4 protein-coding genes are annotated in these 1,828 nt (G+C 50.5%); 1 reads left to right on the forward strand and 3 read right to left on the reverse strand.

What is annotated here, in order from left to right:
- The 3 genes from H6F43_RS00790 to H6F43_RS00800 all read right to left on the reverse strand — a co-directional run.
- On the reverse strand, positions 1-377 hold a 377-nt coding region (locus H6F43_RS00790; RefSeq protein WP_347272353.1), incomplete at its 3' end, for a pentapeptide repeat-containing protein.
- Between the two features lie 253 nt (positions 378-630).
- Positions 631-861: a hypothetical protein gene (locus H6F43_RS00795; RefSeq protein WP_190340130.1), complete on the reverse strand. Its 231-nt coding sequence runs from the start codon at positions 859-861 to the stop codon at positions 631-633.
- An 89-nt stretch (positions 862-950) separates the two neighbouring features.
- On the reverse strand, positions 951-1,451 hold the full coding sequence (locus H6F43_RS00800) for an orange carotenoid protein N-terminal domain-containing protein (RefSeq protein ID WP_190340131.1): 501 nt from the start codon (positions 1,449-1,451) through the stop codon (positions 951-953).
- Between the two features lie 146 nt (positions 1,452-1,597).
- Between H6F43_RS00800 and H6F43_RS00805 the strand changes: the two genes are divergently transcribed.
- Positions 1,598-1,828, forward strand: a 231-nt coding sequence (locus tag H6F43_RS00805) for an SDR family NAD(P)-dependent oxidoreductase (RefSeq protein WP_190340132.1), incomplete at its 3' end; no start/stop codon positions are given.

Consider the following 1,828-nt stretch of genomic DNA (forward strand, 5'->3'; position numbering starts at 1 on the left):
GTAATCGTCACGTCTTCAAAGGTCGATCGCAGCAGAATGGCATTGACCAAAACCGCATCGCTGAGATCAACGCGAATCAATTTCACTTGATCGATCATTGCCTGCGTCAGGTCGGCGTGATGCAAATTTGTCTCAGTCATGGTCGAAGCGCTGAGCACGGCTCCCTGCAAATTCGCATCCGTAAAGTTTGCTCGATTCAGGTTGGCGTTAGAGAATTCTGCAACTCGCAGCGTTTGCCCAGAAAAGTCGCGCCCTGCCAACTGCGCGTTACTGTAAGAGGACGGCGGAGTGTATTGCTGCGTGTATTTGGCTCCGGTTGCGGCGATCGCGGGATAGCTCCACAGCGCGACAAATGCAGCAGCCAGTAAAGAGATCACCCATGTCCAATTCCGCATAGCTACCATAATTAACGTCGCGCGCTTGTTTTAGTGTAATCGGTTCCGACCAGCAAAAAATCCTGAGTTGAGCAATGCAACCCAGGACTTTTTGCGCAGTAGACTACTAAATCACAAATTCAATAGCCTAATTATCTAGTCAGTAGAACGACAGAAATAGCAAAGTACTCACTAACAGCTAGTGGTTATTAACTGTTAGCGATTCAGTTCAACAATTGCTGCCTGCTGACTTTCCCTACATTTTGCCGTTTTGCATAACTTGCTGCACGTGATGACGAATCTCTTCGATCTGCTGCATGTCAGCTTGCTGAAGCTTCCGAAACAGCTCGACACAGGGCTGGGAATCTGTCTCCTGAGCGTCTTTGATGTATATTTCGTATGCCTTCAGCGCTTCTGCTTTGTTTTGCAGAACGGTAATCAAGTCGTATTCCAAATTGCTAATAGCGCGGGAACTGGTAGCTGTCATAAACGTTGCTCCATGTGATTGCTAAACGGTTCTAAATCAACCTTGGCTTAGGAATGATCCGCCTTCATCTATCGCAAGGCGAAGGCAACCTACAGACCTGTTTCGCTGTCGTGCTCAGCCGTAGCTGGGTCTACACCCATCGGAGCAACATAGTCGCGGAACAGCGTAATTTGCTGACTGAAATCCAAGCCTTTGATCTGCTCAAACAAGCTCTTCGCCTCTGAGGAAAGCTCGTAGTTGGGCGGCAAAGGAATAATCGTGCCGTTGTCCATTCCTTGTGACAGTAGATACCAAAACAGCAGCTTCGTCGTGTCACCCAATGCGCCGTACTCACGAGCGAGCAGTGAGTTCTTTCTCTGAATCAGATCGCGCTGAATCTGCAACTGCTCTTCGTGAGACTTGTCCTTTACCTGATTGAACAGCGCCTCGGCGATCGTTGGAGACACTGTGCTAGCTCCCGGTGCTGCGGGCGTAATGGAATGCCCCATTTCTTTGTAGATGAAGTAGAACAGGGCTAGCTGCTCGTCCACATCCAGACTTTGAAATGCACCAAGCTGCTCGTTGGCGGTATTTGAAGAAACAAATGTCATAAGCACCTCATAATTTCTGCCAGAACCTTAACGACGGAACGAGGAGAATGAACCCCGCCGCAGACAGAAGCCGCGAACCCATCTGTAGGTAGAGGAAAACCTATCCACCCTAGCCACCCTTGAGGTAGCACTAGGAGAAAGAGCGTATGACACAGCGACTGGAAGGGAAGGTTGCGATCGTCACTGGAGCAGGCACCGGAATCGGAGAAGCGATCGCCCACAAGTTTGCCAAGGAAGGCGCCAAAGTCGTTGTCAGCGGGCTGCCGAGCGATCCGATTGAGGATGTAGCGCGGAAAATTGTGCAGTACGGCGGCGCAGCGATCGCGTATCCCGGCGACATTGCAGAAGAGACCTACGCAAAAGGCTGTGTGCAAGCG

Source organism: Leptolyngbya sp. FACHB-36 (genome assembly GCF_014695955.1).
Taxonomy (GTDB): domain Bacteria; phylum Cyanobacteriota; class Cyanobacteriia; order Leptolyngbyales; family Leptolyngbyaceae; genus FACHB-36.

What these genes read in the sequence shown, in the direction of transcription:
- H6F43_RS00800 (WP_190340131.1), bottom strand. Translation starts at nt 1,451, where the DNA reads ATGACATTTGTTTCTTCAAATACCGCCAACGAGCAGCTTGGTGCATTT.
- H6F43_RS00795 (WP_190340130.1), bottom strand. Translation starts at nt 861, where the DNA reads ATGACAGCTACCAGTTCCCGCGCTATTAGCAATTTGGAATACGACTTG.